1 protein-coding gene is annotated in these 539 nt (G+C 48.2%); it reads right to left on the bottom strand.

The genetic code is table 11. The features are described 5' to 3' along the window. A partial coding sequence (locus JJ917_17845) for a cell division protein FtsH (GenBank protein ID MBO6700689.1) occupies positions 1 to 539 on the bottom strand: 539 nt, incomplete at both ends.

Raw genomic sequence — 539 nt, 5'->3', positions numbered from 1 at the left:
CAGGCGTTGGCTCTGGATCCGCATCAGGTTCTTCACCACCAGACTTTTTGGGCTTTTCAGCTTTTGCGCCTGCAGATGGAACCGCACTACCACGACTTGGCGGCGTGTCATCTCCCATATCACGAGCAGGTTTTTCACCCTTGATGATAGATGCAATTTCATCACCGCTGAGTGTTTCATACTCAAGAAGGCCTTCAGCGATTGCCACAAATTCATCTTTTTTGGTTTTGATGATGTCATGTGCGGTCGCGGTCGCCTCATCGATCAAACGGTGAACTTCAGCATCAATCTTCTTAGCTGTTTCTTCCGACATATTCTGTGACTGCGCCACAGAATGGCCCAAGAACACTTCCTGCTGGTTTTCACCATAGGCAACTTGACCAAGCTCATCAGAAAAGCCCCATTGTGTTACCATTGCACGCGCTAGCTTTGTAGCCTGTTCAATATCAGATGACGCACCGGATGTTATGTTCTCTTTGCCAAATGTGACTTCTTCAGCAACGCGACCACCCATCATGATAGCAAGACGCGAAATCATC

The organism is Hyphomicrobiales bacterium, assembly GCA_017642935.1.
Classification (GTDB): domain Bacteria; phylum Pseudomonadota; class Alphaproteobacteria; order Rhizobiales; family MH13; genus MH13.
Note: the sequence above shows the minus strand (reverse complement) of the source record. Positions and strands in the feature narration are given on the sequence as shown.